Annotated in this window: 18 protein-coding genes; 10 read left to right on the top strand and 8 right to left on the bottom strand. The window is 53.5% G+C overall.

The genetic code is table 11. The features are described from left to right. Positions 1–51 precede the first annotated feature (51 nt). The 5 genes from glnQ to rhtA all read right to left on the bottom strand — a co-directional run bounded on the left by glnQ (position 52) and on the right by rhtA (position 4,316). Positions 52–774 carry a glutamine ABC transporter ATP-binding protein GlnQ gene (gene glnQ, locus O9K67_RS16790; RefSeq protein WP_061494563.1) on the bottom strand — a complete coding sequence of 241 codons (723 nt, stop codon included), beginning with the start codon at positions 772–774 and terminating at the stop codon, positions 52–54. Further along, positions 771–1,430, bottom strand: a complete 660-nt coding sequence (gene glnP / locus O9K67_RS16785) for a glutamine ABC transporter permease GlnP (RefSeq protein WP_061494564.1) — start codon at positions 1,428–1,430, stop codon at positions 771–773. The genes glnQ and glnP overlap by 4 nt, the downstream gene beginning before the upstream one ends. Before the next feature lie 86 nt (positions 1,431–1,516). After that, positions 1,517–2,263 (bottom strand): glutamine ABC transporter substrate-binding protein GlnH, encoded by a 747-nt coding sequence (glnH, locus tag O9K67_RS16780; protein WP_061494565.1) that lies wholly within the window; start codon positions 2,261–2,263, stop codon positions 1,517–1,519. A 362-nt stretch (positions 2,264–2,625) separates the two neighbouring features. Continuing rightward, positions 2,626–3,129, bottom strand: coding sequence for a DNA starvation/stationary phase protection protein Dps (gene dps, locus O9K67_RS16775; RefSeq protein ID WP_061494566.1), 504 nt, complete (start codon positions 3,127–3,129; stop codon positions 2,626–2,628). A 299-nt stretch (positions 3,130–3,428) separates the two neighbouring features. Continuing rightward, positions 3,429–4,316 carry a threonine/homoserine exporter RhtA gene (rhtA, locus tag O9K67_RS16770; protein ID WP_061494567.1) on the bottom strand — a complete coding sequence of 296 codons (888 nt, stop codon included), beginning with the start codon at positions 4,314–4,316 and terminating at the stop codon, positions 3,429–3,431. Positions 4,317–4,678: 362 nt separating this feature from the next. Between rhtA and ompX the strand changes: the two genes are divergently transcribed. Further along, complete coding sequence (gene ompX / locus O9K67_RS16765; RefSeq protein ID WP_061494568.1) at positions 4,679–5,191, top strand: outer membrane protein OmpX; 513 nt, start codon at positions 4,679–4,681, stop codon at positions 5,189–5,191. Between the two features lie 67 nt (positions 5,192–5,258). Here the strand turns inward: ompX and O9K67_RS16760 are convergent, their stop codons facing one another. Both O9K67_RS16760 and mntS read right to left on the bottom strand, forming a co-directional pair. After that, positions 5,259–6,848, bottom strand: coding sequence for a phosphoethanolamine transferase (locus tag O9K67_RS16760; RefSeq protein WP_061494569.1), 1,590 nt, complete (start codon positions 6,846–6,848; stop codon positions 5,259–5,261). A 280-nt stretch (positions 6,849–7,128) separates the two neighbouring features. After that, positions 7,129–7,260, bottom strand: coding sequence for a manganase accumulation protein MntS (gene mntS, locus O9K67_RS16755; RefSeq protein ID WP_061494570.1), 132 nt, complete (start codon positions 7,258–7,260; stop codon positions 7,129–7,131). Between the two features lie 187 nt (positions 7,261–7,447). Here mntS and mntR point away from each other — a divergent pair, with 187 nt between their 5' ends. From mntR to O9K67_RS16710, 9 genes are all read left to right on the top strand, one after another. Then, positions 7,448–7,918: a manganese-binding transcriptional regulator MntR gene (gene mntR, locus O9K67_RS16750; protein WP_061494571.1), complete on the top strand. Its 471-nt coding sequence runs from the start codon at positions 7,448–7,450 to the stop codon at positions 7,916–7,918. Beyond that, the gene (locus tag O9K67_RS16745; protein ID WP_061494572.1) at positions 7,915–9,024 is read left to right on the top strand and encodes an anion transporter; all 1,110 of its coding nucleotides are present in this window, start codon (positions 7,915–7,917) and stop codon (positions 9,022–9,024) included. Before mntR ends, O9K67_RS16745 begins: the two co-directional genes overlap by 4 nt. A gap of 101 nt (positions 9,025–9,125) precedes the next feature. Then, positions 9,126–10,229, top strand: a complete 1,104-nt coding sequence (locus O9K67_RS16740; protein WP_061494573.1) for an HlyD family secretion protein — start codon at positions 9,126–9,128, stop codon at positions 10,227–10,229. Continuing rightward, positions 10,226–11,797 carry a DHA2 family efflux MFS transporter permease subunit gene (locus tag O9K67_RS16735; protein ID WP_061494574.1) on the top strand — a complete coding sequence of 524 codons (1,572 nt, stop codon included), beginning with the start codon at positions 10,226–10,228 and terminating at the stop codon, positions 11,795–11,797. Before O9K67_RS16740 ends, O9K67_RS16735 begins: the two co-directional genes overlap by 4 nt. A 2-nt stretch (positions 11,798–11,799) precedes the next feature. Continuing rightward, entirely contained in the window at positions 11,800–13,320 is a 1,521-nt protein-coding gene (locus tag O9K67_RS16730) for an efflux transporter outer membrane subunit (RefSeq protein WP_061494575.1), read from the top strand. A gap of 100 nt (positions 13,321–13,420) precedes the next feature. After that, complete coding sequence (locus O9K67_RS16725; protein ID WP_061494576.1) at positions 13,421–14,461, top strand: aldo/keto reductase; 1,041 nt, start codon at positions 13,421–13,423, stop codon at positions 14,459–14,461. A gap of 209 nt (positions 14,462–14,670) precedes the next feature. Beyond that, a complete protein-coding gene (locus O9K67_RS16720; RefSeq protein WP_061494577.1) occupies positions 14,671–16,047 on the top strand; it encodes a glycoside hydrolase family 1 protein in 1,377 nt (458 codons plus the stop codon). A 27-nt stretch (positions 16,048–16,074) separates the two neighbouring features. Continuing rightward, positions 16,075–17,394 carry a PTS sugar transporter subunit IIC gene (locus O9K67_RS16715; RefSeq protein ID WP_061494578.1) on the top strand — a complete coding sequence of 440 codons (1,320 nt, stop codon included), beginning with the start codon at positions 16,075–16,077 and terminating at the stop codon, positions 17,392–17,394. A 16-nt stretch (positions 17,395–17,410) separates the two neighbouring features. Beyond that, positions 17,411–18,127, top strand: a complete 717-nt coding sequence (locus O9K67_RS16710) for a GntR family transcriptional regulator (RefSeq protein ID WP_061494579.1) — start codon at positions 17,411–17,413, stop codon at positions 18,125–18,127. A 109-nt stretch (positions 18,128–18,236) separates the two neighbouring features. Here the strand turns inward: O9K67_RS16710 and ldtB are convergent, their stop codons facing one another. Next, the gene (gene ldtB / locus O9K67_RS16705; protein ID WP_061499904.1) at positions 18,237–19,157 is read right to left on the bottom strand and encodes a L,D-transpeptidase; all 921 of its coding nucleotides are present in this window, start codon (positions 19,155–19,157) and stop codon (positions 18,237–18,239) included. Positions 19,158–19,163 lie beyond the last annotated feature (6 nt).

Below are 19,163 nucleotides of genomic sequence, written 5' to 3'. Positions count from 1 at the left end.
AATCCAGAAAAGGGGGATAAAAAAGCCCCTCATGATGAGGGGCCGATGTTATCAGGAGACGTGTTGCAGGAACTCTTGCAGGCGTGGGCTCGGTGGATTTTCAATAAGCTGCTGCGGGTTGCCATCTTCGGCAATACGGCCTTTATCAATGAAAATCAGGCGGGAAGCCACTTTCTCGGCAAAGCCGATTTCGTGAGTGACGATCACCATGGTCATGCCTTCTTCGGCCAGATCCTGCATCACTTTCAGGACTTCGTGGCGCAGTTCCGGGTCGAGCGCAGAGGTTGGCTCATCAAACAGCATCATTTTCGGTTTTACCGCCAGCGCGCGGGCAATCGCCACGCGTTGCTGCTGGCCGCCGGACAGCTCAGACGGATAGTGGTGAGCACGCTCCGCGAGACCCACTTTTGCCAGCAGCTCTTTAGCGAGTTTTTCAGCGTCCTGTTTTGTCGCGCCGCGTACGCGCAGCGGGCCGAACATGACGTTTTCCAGCGCTGTCAGGTGCGGGAACAGATAAAACTGCTGGAACACCATGCCGGCTTCCTGGCGGATAAGACGCTCGTCTACTTTCGGATCGTTAACTTTCAAACCATCGACGATCAGTTCGCCGCTGGTGATCTCTTCGAGCTTGTTGATGCAGCGTAACAGCGTCGATTTACCGGAGCCGGAAGGCCCGATAATTACCACCACTTCACCCTGGGTAATACTCAGATCAATGTTGTGCAGCACCTGGGTCTGGCCAAAGTGCTTGGAAACGTTTTTAAATTCAATCACAGGATTTTCATCCTTCTTTCAAGACGACGCAGAATAAAGCTCAGAACCAAAGTAATGATCAGATAAACCACCGCAACGGCGCTCCAGATCTCCAGTGCGCGGAAGTTGCCGGCGATAATCTCTTGCCCCTGGCGGGTCAGTTCAGCGACGCCGATAACAATAAACAGCGAAGTATCTTTGATGCTGATGATCCACTGGTTACCCAGCGGCGGCAGCATACGGCGCAGCGCCAGCGGCAGGATCACGTGGCGAATGGTTTCACCGCGTGATAAACCCAGCGCCAGGCCCGCTTCACGGAAGCCTTTATGGATCGAGAGTACGGCGCCGCGGGTAATTTCCGCGATGTAGGCACCAGAGTTGATCATGATGGTCACGACCGCTGCGCTAAACGGGTCGATACGCAAATCGTTGAACGCCATTGGCAGGGCAAAATAGATAAACATGACCTGCACGACGATGGGCGTGCCGCGGATAACTTCAATAAATACCAGTGCGATGTGGTTGGCGATCCAGCCGCCAAAGGTGCGTGCGAAACCAGCCGCAAGGCCGATAATCAACCCGCCAATTAAGCCGAGGACCGAGATCCACAACGTCATTTTCGCCCCTTCAATCAGAAGCGGAATGGCGGGCCAGATGGCGCTCCAGTCAAACTGCATGATGTGTTCCTGTATACCGTGGTTATATCAAATGTATCAGGGGCGAAAGCCGCCCCTGAGGTGTAACACTTTAAATTTTATAATAATTATTTAGGTTCGGAACCGAACCATTTTTTGTAGATTTCGTTGTACGTGCCGTTGTCACGCAGGGTTTTCAGCGCACCGTTCACTTTTTCACGCAGGGCATCGCTGCCTTTCGGGAACGCAATACCATACTGCTGTGCTTCCAGAGACTCGCCTACCGCTTTGAACTGACCATTGCCTGCTGTTTTGATGAAGTACAGGATGTTTGGCGTATCGTGCAGTACCGCATCAGCGCGACCGGTGCCCAACTCCATATAGGCGTTATCGATGTTCGGGAACTGGCGCAGATCTTTGGTTTTGATGTTGGCTTTCGCGTAATCAACAGAACCGGTGCCGCTCTTCACAGCCAGTACTTTGCCATCAAGATCTTTCACGCTTTTTACGTCGTTGTTGTTGGCTTTGACCATTACCAGCAGACCGCTTTTATAGTAGCCGTCGGAGAATTCGATCGCTTTTTTACGCTCTTCGGTAATGGTGATGCCTGCCAGCGCCAGGTCAACGTTTTTGGTTTGCAGCGCAGGGATGATGCCGCTGAAGTCCATCGGCTTCAGTTCATAATCCAGTTTCAGCTCTTTAGCGATAGCTGCCCACAGATCCACGTCGAAACCAACGTATTTGTCACCCTGTTTGAACTCGAAGGGAACGAAGGCGGTATCGGTTGCAACAACCAGTTTTTTGTCAGCAGCCTGAGAAGAAACAGCAAAGGCGAGAGCGAGTGCAGCAAGGGAAAATTTCAATACAGACTTCATAGTTTTTCCTTTTGTATCCGGGGAGCGAGCCCCTGCGAGAATGAACGCAGTATGAAAAAATCATGCCAGGTTTACAACCTATTGTTTTGTAAAGGCGAAGCTTTACACGGTTGCACAATAAGTGTAGCAACATTGTTGTTATGCACCATTTTGAGTCACTGATTTGGTGCAATTCAGCAAGATGGCCTGTTTTGCTTCTATTTAGCGCGCAATTCGCACGTAAAACAATCTGTTGTTAACAATTTTGTGATGTGATTATTACGTAGCAGTAACTTATGGCGAGGGGGAGGGGGAAAAGTGTGCACCATAAAAGTGCAAACCCCCTCATATGAAAGCGAGGGGGCATTGATAATGCTTATGGATTATTCAATATTGGATTCGATGAACCACAGGAATTTATCCAGATCGCGTGACGCCGCGGTAAAGATATCTGCGGTGTCTTCGTCTTTTGCTTCGCTAATGGCTTTACGCACATCATTTGCCACGATGGCGTAACGGTCAGCCAGCTCTTTCAGGTGATCCTGCACGCTGTGAATATCCAGTGGGTAGCTTTTCAGCGCCGTTTTGCTGTTGATCACCTGCGTGGTACCGAGCGCTACACCGCCCAGCTGTACGGCGCGTTCCGCCATGGTGTCAAGGTGATCGACCAGCGCAGTACGGAAGCCATCCAGCATTTCATGAACGGCAATAAAATTAGCACCGCGCATATTCCAGTGGGCCTGTTTCGTGATCAGCGACAGGTCAATGAACTGGATCACCTGGCGATTCAGCAACTCAACGGTCGCTTTTTTATCGCTATCCGATACATCGTTACGGGTATAAAGCAGATTAGACGCTTTCGTTTTTACCAGTTTAGCGGTACTCATAATCTCATATCCTCTTGATGTTTGTGTCCCAGGTAATTACCGAAACTAAGTATAGCACCAGATTAAGATTTTCTGATTTGGCTGTGCCTATCGGTTCAATAGCAGAAGCTATATAGCGGATGGTTTTGTGAGGGTTTAATCTTAATTGATTGAATTTAAATAAAAATTAAATTCTATTGCAGGCTATGATGTCTCTTTAACTCTAATTAAAGAGAAATGTACATAAAGGTAAGAAATAATGTCTGTTTAACCATGCCGTTATTCAGCGTGAGGATTATCCCACGCTGAATAATAATTATTTAGCCAATATCCACTTCTTTGATTTTACCTTCCCGTCGCAGCGTGAGCGTTGATCCCATCGAGGCAATGACAATCGCCATTAGCGCCAGCACCTGCTGGGCGGTGAGCGTCTCGCCGAGGAAAATCATGCCGGACATTGCCGCCAGTGCCGGTTCCATACTCATGAGCGTACCGAAGGTGCGGGTCGGCAAACGGGTCAGGGCAATCATCTCAAGCGAGTAAGGCAGTGCGGTCGATAAAATAGCCACGGCGATACCCAGTGGTAATACCGACCAGTGCCACAGCAACTCCCCGGACTGGAATGCACCAAGGGGGACAAAAATCAGTGCAGCAATCAATGAACCCAGCGCCACGGTCGCCGGACCATGTTCTTCGCCTGCGCGCTGGCCGGAAAGAATGTACACCGCCCAACAGGCACCCGCGCCCAGCGCCAATGCGGCACCGGTCAAATCCACGTGGGAAACGTTTTCGCCCAATGGCAATAAGTACCACAGGCCGAGCACTGCCAGTACCACCCAGATAAAATCCACCGCGCGGCGGGAAGAGAATAATGCCACAGCCAGCGGGCCGGTGAACTCCAGCGCAACGGCAACACCCAGTGGTACGGTCTGAATCGAGAGATAGAACATATAGTTCATGCCGCCCAACGACAGCCCATAAAACAGCAGTGGCAGGCGCTGTTCCGGTGTGAAGCGCAGGCGCCAGGGTTTGAAAATAATCGCCAGGATGCACGTGCCCAGCGCTAGTCGCAGCGCCGTGACACCCGACGCGCCCACCAGCGGAAATAGCGATTTCGCCAGCGATGCGCCGCCCTGAATGGAGATCATCGCAATAAGAAGCACAATAACCGGTAGCCATACCGGCATGGTACGAGACAGCCCAGGCATCCTTTCTCCCGTCAATTTATGTCAATTGAAAGTAAAACAATCAGTCTACTTGAATTACCCCCGGCCGGTTGAGCGTTTGTTGAAAAAAAGCAGGGGCAATATCCGTAGAATAGAGCACATCTGGTGGTTAATTAACCTGTCCTTTTAGGAATTATCCGGATGAACGTGCCATTTGTAAGGCATCATAATGGTGTGTTATGCGGAGAAATGACTGTTTTTTGAAAGAGTTGGTCAAGGGCAGAAACGTTCTGTTACATGAAATGACGCTTTAGACATCGTTTCGCGCAAAGAGTTTCTTAACAATTTTTGATATATTAAAAACGTAGGACGTAGGATTTACTTGAAGCACATTTGAGGTGGTTATGAAAAAAATTGCATGTCTTTCAGCACTGGCCGCACTTCTGGCGGTATCCGCAGGTTCTGCAGTTGCAGCAACATCTACCGTAACCGGTGGTTATGCTCAGAGCGACGCGCAGGGCATCGCGAACAAAACTAACGGTTTCAACCTGAAATACCGTTACGAGCAAGACAACAACCCGCTGGGTGTGATCGGTTCCTTTACTTACACTGAAAAAGACCGTACCGAAGACAGCGTCTACAACAAAGCTCAGTACTACGGCATTACCGCTGGTCCGGCTTACCGCATCAACGATTGGGCAAGCATCTACGGTGTTGTCGGTGTTGGCTACGGTAAATTCCAGCAGACTGAAGCAGTGGCTAAAACCTCTGACACCAGCGATTATGGCTTCTCTTACGGCGCTGGTCTGCAGTTCAACCCGATGGAAAACGTTGCTCTGGACTTCTCCTACGAGCAGAGCCGTATCCGTAGCGTTGACGTTGGCACCTGGATTGCCGGTGTTGGTTACCGCTTCTAATCGCTTCGGCGATATAAAAAATCCGCCCATTGGGCGGATTTTTTTTGTCTGCAGTAAACGCAAAAGCTTAACGGCGACTGCGTGTTTCGAAGATATCCGTGCCCAGATGGTTGTAGTCAACTTTCTGTAACTTAAAGTTGGTAATGTAAGCCGGGCTGGCTTTTTGTTCGGAAATAAAACGGTAAGAATTTTTAATCTGCTCGGTGGAGATCCCCGTCCATTGCGAGAAGAAGCTCAAAAAGTCGTTCGCTGAGCGACGCGCTTTAATCACCCGATGCGTTTTATCATCACTGGACAGCACCATAAATGGCACCTGGAAGTTTTGCTGGAAGTGGTCGTCATGCGCCAGATACTGCACCTCTTTGCCGCGCTCTTTAAACGCCAGTCCATGATCGGAGAAGTAGACCATAGAGAAACTGTCGCCGGTATTCACCAGTTGTGAGTACAGTTTGCCGAGCAGATCATCGGTCTGGGTAATGGAGTAGAGATAGCAGGAAGTCTCTTTCGACTGCACAAACTCGTTGTATTTCCCACCAGTGCGGTCGCAGGCTTGCGGATGCGAACCCATCAGATGCAGCACAATCAGTTGCGGTTGTTTGCGGGCAGTTGAAAAGACCTGCGCGGTCATCTTCAGCAGATCTTCGTCACGGGCGTTTTTGTTTGCTTCAAAATCACCGTTTTTCAGGAATTGCACCTCATCGGCGCGTTTCGCGATGCTGGCAATGGCGGTGTCATATTCGCCAATCTGACCCTGGTTCGAGAACCACCAGGTCTGGAAACCCGCGCGGTTCGCCAGCGTAACAAAGTTATCCTGATACTGGGGCTCGCCATTCACCACGCGGTTTAATGTCAGACCGAGGGATTTTTGCGTTGAACCGCTGGCTGAGATGTAATCCATGAACAGGTTGCCATTCACCTGACTGGCGAAAGGGGTGTTGTTCCAGTGGCCGCCAAAAGCGCCCATAGCGTCACGGCGCACGCTTTCGCCAATCACCACAACATAGGTATGGTATTTCGGTTTTACCGCCAGCACATTCCAGGTGTCTTTCATGCGCGAGAGTTGCGCCATGTTCTCCTGCTCTTTCACAACTTCGTAGTTGTTTACCGCTACATCGCGCACAAAGCGCAACACCGGAACGCCGGTATCGTATAAGCGAAACTCGAAGCCATGAAAGTGGTTTTGCACCGGGCCGATAAAGTAGGAGCCGACGCAAAAAATAACGCCCATCGTGTCCCATTTCAGCCACGGTGTTGAGGGTGTGGTCACCCGGCGGCGCAGCGAAACGATACCGAGCGCGAAAATAAATACGCCAATGGCGTAGTGATACCACGGAAAGATAGTCAGAATTTCCGTCGACTCTTCCATATTGGTCGAGTGCAGCGCCAGCAGGGTATTAAAGTTTGGTGCGCCATACGCCTGGCCAAACGGGAAATAGCACGCGGCAACCAGAGAGGTAATGCCGATGAATATTTTCTGCGCGCGTGGGGCATGACGCCACAGTACCAGCAAAGCGCAGGTAAAGACGACCGCGTACAACACACTAAATTCGTAACCAAGAGCAGAATTGATCACCATTGACTGGAGAAAATAGAAACCCGTCCACGGGTTAATCGTATGACTACGGAACGTAACGGATTCTTTAAGAATTAGGCTCATTGATGACTATCGCGAAAACGCCATGTGCTCACCCTGGCGTAAGGGTCAAAACCTGCCGGACAGTGCGCGTGAAGAGGGGAGGGGGTCCGCATCTGCGAGCCGCAATTTGTGCAGGGCAGCGCAAAGATAAAGCGAGGCACTAAGAAGGTCAACACCCGCTAAGCGGTTGTTTTGAGAGAATGATTGCAAATCCAGCAAAAATACCCGGATTTTTAGATGAATTAGCCAGTATGACGGGGAATTGTGACAGAAAAATGAAGCGGCGTACCGCGACGCCGCATTAGTGTGAAGGGTTATCGTTGTTTTGCTGCGGTTTGCCGTTAATCATATCGCACAGCATATTCAACAGCATTAAACGCACTTTAAAGGGAGAGTGACTAAACACGCGCATACACCTCTTAAACTCATTCATCTTCTCCTCCTTACGTTTGTCCCCTCTCCATCCATGAAAGGTGAGTACATTACATACAGATATAGCACAGGCTATGTTGTATAGCTATGGCTATTACGTTAATTTTTTGTGCTGGTTCACGGATGGTTTACAATGGCGCTTCTCTTATATGATGCTGCACAGGCGTCACACTGTCAGAGGAAGCACAATGAATCGTCGCGCAGGTAAGCAAACAATAAAAAAAGTGACGCTGGTAAATGTTGAAGAACATGTTGAAGGCTTTCGCCAGGTACGCGAAGCGCATCGCCGTGAGCTGATTGACGACTATGTCGAACTGATTTCTGATTTGATCCGCGACGTGGGCGAAGCCCGCCAGGTGGATATGGCGGCGCGTCTTGGCGTCTCGCAGCCCACTGTCGCCAAGATGCTGAAAAGGCTGGCGACGGTGGGTCTGATTGAGCAGATTCCCTGGCGCGGCGTGTTCCTCACCCCTGAAGGGGAAAAACTGGCGCAAGAGAGCCGCGAACGCCACCAAATTGTTGAAAGTTTTTTACTGGTGCTCGGGGTTAGCCCGGAGATCGCCCGCCGCGATGCCGAAGGCATGGAACACCACGTGAGCCAGGAAACACTCGACTGTTTCCGCCGCTTTACGCTGCAACATGAGCAATCCCCTGAATGAACATGCCGTTTTTCCGCGCCCTGGCGCGTGACCGCTTTTTACACCTCTTACTCGTCATTGGCATTGCGCTCTGTTTTGCCGTTCCCTTTGCGCCAAAAAACTGGCCTGGCGCCATTGACTGGCACACGATTATCACCCTTAGCGGTTTAATGTTGCTGACCAAAGGGGTGGAGTTGAGCGGTTATTTTGATGTGATTGGGCGGCGAATGGTGCGCCGTTTTCATACGGAGCGGCGGCTGGCCATGTTTATGGTGCTGGCGGCCGCGCTGCTCTCCACCTTTCTGACCAATGATGTCGCGTTGTTTATCGTCGTCCCGCTGACCATCACGCTAAAAAAGCTGTGTGAGATCCCGGTCAACAGGCTGATCATTTTTGAAGCACTGGCGGTTAACGCCGGATCGTTGTTGACCCCGATTGGCAACCCGCAAAATATTCTGATCTGGGGCCGTTCCGGGCTCTCTTTCCCGGCCTTTATCTGGCAGATGACGCCATTGGCGCTGGCGATGATGGTGACCCTGCTGGCGCTGTGCTGGTTCTGTTTTTCCGCAAAAGCGCTGAACTACCATAGTGGCAGCAAAACGGCGGACTGGCAGCCAAAACTGGTATGGAGCTGCCTCGGTTTTTATCTCATCTTTATTACCGCACTGGAGCTGAAGCAGGAGCTGTGGGGGCTGGTGCTGGTCGCGGCAGGATTCTTGTTGCTGGCGCGCCGGGTCGTGCTAAGTGTGGACTGGACACTGCTACTGGTGTTTATCGCCATGTTTATTGATGTGCATTTGTTGATCCAGCTCCCTGCGCTGCACAGTGTGCTCACCAGCGCCAGTCAGCTTTCGTCACCGGGATTGTGGTTAACGGCGATTGGCCTGTCGCAGTTTATCAGTAACGTACCTGCCACCATTTTGCTGCTCAACTATGTGCCGCCAGACACCTTGCTGGCCTGGGCGGTGAATGTGGGTGGCTTCGGTTTATTGCCTGGATCGCTGGCCAATCTGATTGCTTTACGGATGGCAAATGACCGCCGTATTTGGTGGCGCTTCCATCTCTATTCCCTCCCTATGCTGCTGTGGGCCGCGCTGGTCGGCTACGGATTATTCTTATTCAGATAGTGCTGATTTGTCAGTTTATCCTGGCAAATGTATAGCAACCGCCTAACTTTAGGTAACGGCGCACCCCTGGCGCCGTTACCTGACAGGACTGTTGCGATACTATGGCAGAAAACACAACGCATCCTGACGCCGTTCAGGACAATGACAAAGACGATAACAACGCACGTAAACGCCCCGGAAAGAAGCCCTTGATCATTCTCGCCATTGTGGTTGGCGTCATGGTGATTGTTGCGCTGGTATGGTGGTTGTTAACCCGCAATGAAGAAACGACCGATGATGCTTTTACCGATGGCGATGCGGTAACCGTTGCGCCGAAAGTCGCGGGCTATGTCACCGAACTGCGGGTGAAAGATAATCAACGGGTGAAAAAGGGCGACCTGCTGGTGGTCATCGATCCTCGTGATGCAAAAGCCCAGCGCGACCAGGCGCAGGCGCAACTGGGTCTGGCAACGGCGCAGTTACATCAATCAGAGGCGCAACTGGCGCTGTCAAAAGTGCAGTACCCGGCGCAGCGTGATGAAGCTCGTGCTCAGGTGCTGAAAGCCAAAGCTGACCTGGCGAACGCCGAAGCGGCGTATCGTCGCCAGCGCGGCGTCGATCCCCGGGCAACTACGCAACAGAACATCGATAGCGCCAACGCCCAGTTACGCAGTGCGCAGGCGCAACTCGCCAGCGCTCAGGCACAGCTGGAAGTGGCGGAACAGGTGCAGTTGCAGATCCGCCAGCAGGAAACCAATGTCGAAGCCCGCCAGCAGCAAGTTGAACAGGCCAAAGCGCAGTTAGAAACCGCCACGCTCAATCTGTCGTGGACGGAAGTGCGCGCGCCGTTCGACGGCTTTATCACCAAACGCAATGTGCAAAACGGTACGCTGGTACAGGCAGGCACCGCGCTGTTTTCGCTGGTTTCACCAGACGTATGGGTGGTGGCGAACTTTAAAGAGTCGCAACTGGCGCGTATGCGTCCGGGTAACAAAGTGAGTGTCAAAGTGGATGCCTGGCCGGATATGGTGTTGGAGGGGCATATCGACAGCATCCAGCAGGGCAGCGGATCGAAATTCGCCGCGTTCCCGTCGGAAAACGCCACCGGTAACTTTGTCAAAATCGTGCAGCGCGTACCGGTGAAAATCGTCATTGATAAAGGACTGGATGCAAATAAACCGCTGCCGCTGGGCCTCTCCGTTGAACCGAAGGTGACGCTGGAATGACCGATCACAGCCACGATAACTGGCGACCAGCCAGCAACCCGTGGGCGGTGGCGTGGGTGGTCACCCTTGCGGTGTTTATGGAGATCCTCGACACCACTATTGTCAACGTGGCGCTGCCGCATGTTGCCGGGTCACTCTCCGCCAGCTATGACGAATCAACATGGGTGCTCACCAGTTATCTTGTGGCGAACGGCATCGTGTTGCCGATTTCGGCTTTTCTGAGCCGCGTGTTTGGTCGCAAGCAGTTCTTTCTGATCTGTATTGTGATGTTTACCCTCTGCTCGTTTCTGTGCGGGATCGCCACGGAACTGTGGCAGATCATCCTGTTTCGCATTCTGCAGGGCTTTTTTGGCGGTGGGCTGCAACCGACGCAGCAATCGGTCCTGCTGGATTATTTTAAACCGGAGGATCGCGGTAAAGCTTTCGGCCTCTCGTCTATTGCCATTATTGTCGCTCCGGTGATGGGACCGACCTTGGGCGGCTGGATCACTGACAACTACTCCTGGCGCTGGGTGTTTTTTATCAATATTCCGGTCGGCATTGTGACCGTGCTGGCGATTTATCAGTTACTGGAAGATCCACCGTGGGAACGTAAATCGAAGCAGAAACTGACCATCGACTGGCCGGGTATTGGGCTTATTGCCCTTGGGCTGGGCTGTTTGCAAGTGATGCTCGATCGCGGTGAAGATGAGGACTGGTTCAACTCTGACTTTACCCGCATCTTTGCCGTGCTGACGGCAGTCGGTATTGTCGGGGCCATTTACTGGTTGTTGTATGCCAAAAAACCGGTGGTGGATTTGCGCACAATGGCGGATAAAAACTTCGCGATCTCCAGTTTGCTGATGGCGGGTATGGCGATGATCCTCTATGGCAGTTCGGTGGTGATCCCGCAGCTGGCTCAGCAGGATCTCGGCTATACCGCGACATGGTCCGGGCTGGTGCTTTCGCCTGGCGCGGTGTTAATTGTGTTGACCATTCCGCTGGTGCTCAAGCTGATGCCAGTGGTGCAAACGCGCTGGATCATTGCTTTTGGTTTCTTTTGCCTGGCGGCTTCGTTCTGGTGGTCACGCACCTTAACGCCGGATATCGACTTCGAAACGCTGATGCTGTTTCGCAGCGCACAGTCTATTGGTCTGGGATTTTTGTTCGTGCCGCTCACGACCATTGCGTTTATTACTATCCCGCGCCAGCTCAATGCCGATGCCGCCGCGCTGTTCACGATGTTCCGCAATGTCGCAGGTTCGGTAGGCATTTCGTTGTCGACTGCAGCGATCACCGAACGCGCGCAGGCGCACAGTGCGCATTTAGCGGAACATACCTCGCCGTTTAGCGAACCCTTCCAGCAGGCATTGCGTGCGTCGGCGCAGGCTATTCACAATTTCACTGCCCTGGCGGGGGATCCCCTCTCCACGGCCAGCGGGCAGATGTACAAGGCCATGATCGCCCAGGCGCGGTTTCTGGCCTATATCGATGTCTTCACGCTGCTGAGTGTGGTGGCGCTGTTACTGATCCCCTTTTGTTTATTGCTGTCGCCGATCAAAAGCGAAGGCAGCGCAGGAGCACATTAACTATGCCGGGACGTCTTTGCGTACTCTTTCTCTCTGTCTGGCTTACAGGTTGTGCTGTAGGGCCGGATTACCAGGCCGCGAGGCCACAAACCCCGGCACGTTGGCACGATCCGGGGGATGCGTCGGTCGGCTCGCAACCCTCTGCGCAGGCAATCAATCCCCGCTGGTGGACCACGTTCCGCTCGCCACAGCTGAACAGTCTGATTGAACGGGCGATCGCCGGGAATCTGTCGCTCCAGCAGACGGTACTGCGTATTGCGGGGGCGCGTGAGCAAACTAATCAGGCTGGCGGCGCGTTTCTGCCCTCGGTCAACGGCACGCTGAAAGCCACCCGTCAGCAGTTGGGCATTGAAGGGGAGCTGAAATCCCATAATGTGGAAGGGCAATTGCAGGATGCGGACCCGGCCATTACCAGTGCATTGGGCGCATTAACCCAGCCGGTGAATCTGTACCAGGGCAGTTTTGATGCGCAGTGGGAACTGGATCTGTGGGGCAAAGTGCGCCGCCAGGTGGAAAGCGCACAGGCGCAGCAGCAACAAGCGATTGAACAACGTAATGATGCGCTGGTTTCGCTGGAGGCAGAAGTGGCGCGCACGTGGCTGCAACTGCGCGGCGCGCAACGCATTATTGCCACGCTACAAACCCAGATCGACAGTGCGCAACAAACGTTCGAACTGACCGATAACCGGCAGAAAGGCGGCCTGTCGCCGCAACTGGATGTGGAAAATGCCCGCGCTCAGGTCGGCAATCTTGAAGCGCAGCTTCCGCAATACCAGGCGCAGGAACGGCAGGCGATGAATGCGCTGGCGATCCTTCTTGGTAAACCACCTGGCGCGCTGGATAGCGAATTGCGTAACCCTCAGCCCTTACCGGCATTGCCGGACAGTGTACCGACCGGCATTCCGTCCACGCTGGCACGACGTCGTCCGGATGTGCGGGAAGCGGAAGCCAGCCTGCACGCCGCCACGGCGCAGATTGGCGTGTCGGTTGCGCAACTGTTCCCCAGCCTCAGTCTGAGCGGCCAGTTTGGCCTGCGTAATAGCGAAACCAACTGGCTGACCGACTGGAGCAGTCACTTCTACAGCTTTGGTCCGCAGGTCTCGATCCCGATTTTCCAGGGCGGTCGTCTGGTCTCCAGTGTCAAACTGGCCCGAGCGCAGCAGGGCGCGGCGGTGCTGAATTATCGTCAAACGGTGCTGACAGCGTTGGGCGATGTGGAAAACGCGCTGGTTAGCTATCGCACCGATCAGCAGCGTGAGGCCGGACTGGATAAAACCATCAGCGCGTTGCAAAACGCGTTCTCACTGGCCAGCGACAGTTATCGTCAGGGGCTCGCCAGCTTTATTGATGTGCTGGACGCTCAGCGCCAACTGGCGCAGGCCAGCCAACAGCGCGAACAGGCGCGGGTGCAGAACAGCCTTGACCTGGTGGCGCTCTACAAAGCGTTAGGTGGCGGCTGGGAACCCTATCAAAATGTGCAACTCCCTGATTATCCTGTGTTTGGCGATGCGCCTCGCGGATAATCAGAGAATTGGGCAAGAAACAGGCAGGATCCTCACATTCGCCGCCACGGGGGATTGCGTATAACTGTCTGCGTCAACTAACAGATGAGGAGACGCCAACATGCGCTACAAAAAACTGGGCAATACCGGACTGTTTGTTTCTGAATTATGCCTCGGCACCATGACCTTTGGCGGTGAAGAGGGGATGTGGGGTCAAATTGGCCAGTTGCAGCAAGCGGAAGTCGACAGGCTGCTGGGCCGCGCGCTGGATGCCGGGATTAACTTTATTGATACCGCTAACGTTTACTCGAACGGGCGTTCAGAAGAGATCACCGGGCAGGCGCTGAAGAACCTGAAAGTGCCGCGTGAAAATGTCATTGTCGCCACCAAAGTGTTCGGTGAAACGGGCACCGCCGGGGTGAACTCGCGGGGTAGCTCTCGTTATCACATTATTCACAGCGTGAAAGAGAGCCTGCGCCGTATGCAGCTGGACCATATCGATCTCTATCAGTTACACGGTTTTGACCCTGCCACGCCGATGGAGGAAACACTCGCCGCGCTGGACAATCTGGTGCAGCACGGGCATGTGCGCTATATCGGTGTGTCGAACTGGGCGGCGTGGCAAATCGCCAAAGCGCTCGGTATTTCAGAACGGTTGGGGCTGGCGCGTTTTGCCTCGCTACAGGCCTATTACACCATCGCCGGGCGCGATCTGGAGCGCGAACTGGTGCCGATGATGCAAAGCGAAGGCGTGGGGCTGATGGTCTGGAGCCCGCTGGCCGGCGGTTTACTGAGCGGCAAATACAGTCGTGATGGTCAGGGCGAAGCGGGGAGTCGCCGCCTGACGTTTGATTTCCCGCCGGTGAATAAAGACCGGGCTTTCGATTGTGTGGATGTGATGCGCACCATTGCCGACAGCAAAGGGGTATCCGTGGCGCAAATCGCACTCGCCTGGTTGCTGCACCAGCCGGTGGTGAGCAGTGTGATCATTGGCGCGAAACGTGAAGCGCAACTGGATGACAACATTGCCGCTACTGCTGTTCGCCTGAGCGACGACGAATTGCAACAGTTGGATGCTGTGAGCGCACTGCCACGCGAATACCCCGGCTGGATGCTGGAGCGTCAGGGGGAATACCGTCGTAATCAATTGAAACAACAGTAAGTTATACCCTTTACAGTCGCCCGGTGGCGCTTCGCTTACCGGGCCTGCAATTATCACTTACCGCGTCTACTCGCTGTACCCGCCCATCACGCCATTCGGCAAATCTTTCGAAAACCATCACAAAACTGCACTCTTTTTTTGCCTGCTTTTTCGCCATCGCCTATATGACTAGTCATATGAATTAAATGACTAGTCATGGAGAAAGTGCGATGAACAAAACATTACCGACCGGTTTTTTATGGGGAAACTCCGTCTCCAGCATGCAGACTGAAGGGGCATGGAATGAGGGTGGAAAGGGGATGTCGGTCTACGATATCCGCGCAGCCAGCGAATTTGCCTCCGACTGGAAAGTTGCCACTGATTCTTACCACCGGTATCGCGAAGATTTCGATCTGATGCAGGATCTGGGTATGAATTGCTACCGTTTTCAGATTTCCTGGAGTCGCGTCTGTCCGCAGGGCGATGGCGCGTTTAATGAGGAGGGCATCGCTTTTTATGATCGCTTTATTGACGATCTATTGGCGCGGGGTATTGAACCGATGGTGTGCCTTTATCACTTCGATATGCCGCTGGCGCTGGCGCAGCAGTACAACGGTTTTGTCGACCGCCGTGTGCAGGATGCCTTTGTTCGTTATGGCAAAAAGATGATCGACTGCTTCGGCAGCCGCGTGAAGTACTGGCTGACGTTTAACGAACAGAATATTTACCACATGCCGGGCGCGTTTCAGGTTGGCGGCTACCTCAAGGGGGAGAAAACCCTGAGAGAGCTGTACCAGATCCAGCACCATGTGATGATGTCGCATGTGCTGCTGACCCATTATTTGCACGACACGCAGCCCGGCAAGCTGATGGGCGGTATGCTGGCGCACCAGTTAGTCTACCCGGCGACCTGCAAACCCCGTGATGTGTTCTGCGCCATGCAATATGACGAGTTCATCAACCAAAATCTGTTACGGGTTTACGCCGGTCAGGGCTACAGCCCGGCCGTGCTGGCGGTGGTGGATCGCGAAGGTTTTCGCGATATCTACCGTGACGAAGACCTCGCGCACATCGCGCGGGTGAAAAACGATTTTATGGCCTTTAGCTATTACGCCAGCAAAACGCTGGACAGCGACGCTATTGCTCCGGGTACGCCAGTGAATGACTACCTGCAACAGGGCGATAAAGCCAACCCGTATCTTGCAGCTACAGAGTGGGGCTGGCAAATCGATCCGCTGGGTTTCCGCGCCATTATCAGCCGCTATTACAACGACTGGCGGTTGCCGGTGTTTCCCATTGAAAACGGTATCGGCGTGATTGAAGAGTGGGATGGCGTAAACCCGATTAATGACGACTACCGTATTGCCTACCACCGTGATCATCTGCAAGCGATGCAGGACGCCATCTTTGAAGACGGCGCCCAGGTCATTGGTTACCTCGGGTGGGGGCTGATCGACATTCTCAGTTCGCAGGGTGATATGCGTAAGCGCTATGGCGTGGTGTATGTGAACCGTGAAAACCACGATCTGAAAGATATGCAACGCGTACCGAAAAAGAGCTACCGCTGGTTGCAACAGGTGATCCGCAGCAACGGCCGCGATATGTAAACGTGATGGATTGAGGGAGGCATCGCAATGTCTGATACGAAAATGACGCCCAATATGCAGTCGTTTGTCGATAAGTTTGTGGATTTCTCCGCCCGCCTGGCGAATCAGGTGCACTTGCGTTCGCTGCGCGACGCGTTTGCCGCCGTGATGCCCATTTTTATCCTCGCCGGGCTGGCGGTGCTGATCAATAACGTGATCTTTCCCTGGGTGTTCGAGGGGGAAACACTGGCGCGCTTTAAGGTGTGGGGCGAAGCGGTGATCAATGGCACGCTGAATATCGCAGCGCTATTGATTGCGCCGATGACAGCCTGGTCACTGGCGCGCAATAAGAACTTCGGTAACCCGGTCTCCGCCGTGGTCATTGCGTTGTGCAGCTTTATTATCATGATGCCAATGCACCTCGACGTTGTGCCTGTGGGGGGGAAAGCCAGCGTAACTGTCAGTCAGATGCTCTCTTTCACCAATATTGGTTCCACCGGGATTTTCGCCGGGGTGATTATCGGTCTGCTGTCAACAGAGTTGTTTATCCGCGTGGCCAGCGTGAAGAAATTCACTATTTCGTTGGGGGATAATGTGCCGTCGGCAGTGGGACAATCCTTCTCGGCGCTGATCCCGACCATTATTACGTTATCTGCGTTTGCCATTGTGGCGGCGTTGCTGGCCAACCTGCTGAACACGGATTTGATCCACCTGATCACCACGCTGATTCAGCAACCGTTACGGCAAATCAACACCAGCCTGCCGGGGACGCTGTTCATCTACAGTTTCGGCAACTTTCTGTTTACGCTGGGGATCCACCAGACGGTGGTGAATGGGGTGATCCTTGAACCACTCTTATTGATCAACACCAACGAGAACATGCTGGCCTTTGCTAACGGGCAGCCCATTCCGCATATCATCAACAGCATTTTTGTGCCGACGTTCGGCATGATTGGTGGTACCGGCAGTACGATTTCGCTGCTGTTGGCGATCTTTATCTTCGCCCGACAGAAATCGGCGAAGCAGGTAGCGCGGCTCGCTATTTCTCCCGGTCTGTTCAATATTAATGAACCGGTGATTTTCGGTTTACCGATAGTGTTCAACTTGCCGCTGATGATCCCCTTCGTGCTGCTTCCGGCGATAGGCATCTGGTTTGGCTGGCTCTGCACTACGCTTGGCTGGATGTCGCGCTGCGTGGTGATGATCCCATGGACAACGCCACCCGTGCTGAGCGCCTGGCTGGCAACGGCAGGGGACTGGCGTGCGGTGGTGGTGCAGTTGCTGATCATCATCTTTGGTGTATTCTTCTACCTGCCTTTCCTCAAAATATCTGAGCGAGTGGCCTTGAGAAACAATGGGATAGACTAAAACAGCAGGAAGGGATATGGCGGCAAAATACATCACTATTGCGCGGGAAATAAAGCGCCGCATTCTCAGTCAGCAGTATTCCGCCAGTGCCCCCTTGCCGGACCAGTTTGCGCTGGCGGCCGAGTTTGCCACCAGCCGGATGACTATTCAGCAGGCGATGCGGCAGCTCATTGTAGAGGGACTGGTCTACAGCCGTCAGGGGCAGGGCACCTTTATTCGCAAAAATTTCCTGCAGCAGTCGCGCTGGGACCTGCCGGGCAGTGATTACTTTGGGGCGACCAAAACCTGGGAAAACGTCGGTGAAGTCACCAGTAAAATTATCCGCTTTGAGTTACGTTTCCCGACGGAAAAAGAGCAGGCGTCTTTGCTGCTAGGGCCGGACGACCCGGTCTATGATTTTAATCGCTTGCGTTTGCTGGAAGGTGAGCCCGTGTCGCTGGAATTTACCCTGATGCCAGTCAATCTGGTGCCGGGACTCAATCGTGGGCATCTGGAAAGCTCGGTGTTTCGTTATGTGCAGGAGGAGCTGGCGCTGAAGATCATGGGTTCATACCGCATTGTGCGGGCATTGAAACCTGGCGCGGAAGATAAGCAATATCTTAACTGCGACGACACCGATCCGGTTCTGGAAGTGGAGCAAGTGATCTATCTGGAAGATGGCACGCCGCTGGAGTACGCCCACTGTCATTATCGTTACGATCACGGCGGGGTTATTGTGGTCAATAACGGATAAAAAAAAGCGGAGCATCTTCTCCGCTTTTTTACCGGGTGTTCGCTGCGCCTTACTCTCCAGGCCGGATATGCGTCGCGCCATCCGGCCAGGCAGGCCAGCAAACCTCAGGTTAGTTCAAACGCACCGGCATACCGGAACGGTTCTGCACCGCCTGATCAACCACGTTCTGATCAACGTCAGACTGACCGGTAACGGCTTGTACGGCTTTGGTCAGCGCAATAGGCACAATCTCACCGCCGGTGAACTGCGCTTCGGTGGTGGACAGCGGGTTGTGTACTTCGATGTAGCGGCTGCCATCCGGTTCCGTCGTGGCTTTTACCGGCTCATCAATGAACTGTACGCGCGTACCGACCGGCACGTTATCGAACAGGAATTTAATGTCGTCGTTACGCAGACGCACACAACCGTGGCTTACGCGCAGGCCGATACCAAAGTTGGCGTTAGTGCCGTGGATGGCGTACAGGCGGCCGATATAGAGCGCGTACAGACCCATCGGGTTATCCGGACCGGCCGGGACAACAGGTGGTAGCGGTTGACCCATTGCAGCGTATTCTGCGTGCATTTTGGCGGTCGGCGTCCAGGTTGGGCCGTTCTTCTTACGCTCAACTTTGGTGGTCCAGGCAATCGGGGTATCTTTGCCCAACTGGCCAATACCGATTGGCAGTACGATCACCGTGTGAGTGCCTTGCGGGTAGTAGTAGAGACGCATTTCCGCGCTGTTAATGACAATCCCTTCGTGAACCGTGTCCGGCAGAATCAACTGCTGCGGAACGTTCATGACGGTACCGCCTTTCGGCAGATAAGCATCAATGCCCGGGTTGGCTTCCAGCATGTTGGACAGACCCATCTGGTATTCCGCCGCAAAATATTCCAGAGGCTGTGTATTGCCCTCCGGGATAGTCACGATCTGGTTCTGGCCAATCAGACGGCTACCATCAGTCGGCAGCGGATAAGTAACAGCAGACGCGCTTTTGCAAAATCCCACGACAGCAAAGGCCGCCGCGAAAAGGGTTGTTAATTTCATGTTCATGTTGTG

This window comes from Kosakonia oryzendophytica, from assembly GCF_027886705.1.
In the GTDB taxonomy this organism is placed as follows: Bacteria; Pseudomonadota; Gammaproteobacteria; order Enterobacterales; family Enterobacteriaceae; genus Kosakonia; species Kosakonia oryzendophytica.
The sequence above is the reverse complement of the archived record's forward strand: the minus strand, read 5'-3'. Positions and strand labels throughout refer to the sequence as shown.